This is a genomic window from Alcanivorax sp. HI0083 (genome assembly GCF_001635175.1).
Window position 1 is genome coordinate 1 of record NZ_LWFX01000282.1, and the last position, 1,044, is coordinate 1,044.

Annotated in this window: 1 protein-coding gene; it reads right to left on the reverse strand. The window is 58.4% G+C overall.

From position 1 onward, the window contains the following. On the reverse strand, positions 1 to 1,044 hold a 1,044-nt coding region (locus A3754_RS03015; RefSeq protein WP_063518812.1), incomplete at both ends, for an aspartate kinase.

The following is a 1,044-nucleotide window of genomic DNA, read 5'->3' on the forward strand; positions in this document are numbered from 1 at the left end:
TTCGAACATCTTGGACGCCACGCCCGCGTGAGAGCGCATGCCCACACCCACCAGGGAGACCTTGGCGATCTTGTCGTCACCGATGATTTCCGGGTTGCCCAGCTCTTCGGAGGCGTTACGCAGGGCTTCCTGGGCACGGGCGAAATCGTTGCGGTGCACGGTGAAGGTGAAGTCGGCAGCGCCGTCCTTACCCACGTTCTGCACGATCATGTCCACTTCGATGTTCTCTGCGCTTACCGGGCCGAGGATCTTGTAGGCAATACCCGGGGTGTCCGGGGCGCCACGCACGATGATCTTGGCTTCATCACGGGTAAAGGCAATTCCGGAGATTACCGGCTTTTCCATATCAACCTCGTCTTCGACGGTAATAAGTGTCCCAGGGCCATCCTGGAAACTGGACAAAACACGCAGCGGCACATTGTATTTGCCGGCGAATTCCACAGAGCGGATCTGCAGGACCTTGGAGCCCTGGCTGGCCATTTCCAGCATTTCCTCGAAAGTAATGCTGTCCAGACGGCGGGCGTTATCCACTACTCGCGGGTCAGTGGTGTAAACACCATCCACATCCGTATAGATCTGGCACTCGTCCGCTTTCAGCGCAGCAGCCAAAGCCACAGCGGTGGTATCAGAGCCACCACGGCCCAGCGTGGTAATGTTGCCGTCACCATCGACGCCCTGGAAACCGGCCACGACCACCACACTGCCACCATCAAGATCGGCGCGAACTTTCTTGTCGTCGATTTCTTCGATGCGGGCTTTGGAGTAGGTGTTGTCCGTACGCAGGGGAATCTGGCTACCTGTATAGGAGCGGGCATTGAGGCCCTGCTTTTGCAGCGCCATGGACAACAGGGCAATAGTGACCTGCTCGCCGGTAGACACCAGCACGTCCATTTCCCGTGGAGAGGGTTTGTCGGTAACGCCGTTGGCCAGCTCGATGAGCCGGTTGGTTTCCCCACTCATGGCGGAAACGACGACGACCACCTGGTCACCCCGTTTATGAAAGCCGGCTACCTTTTCGGCAACGGCCTGGATGCGTTCGACCGT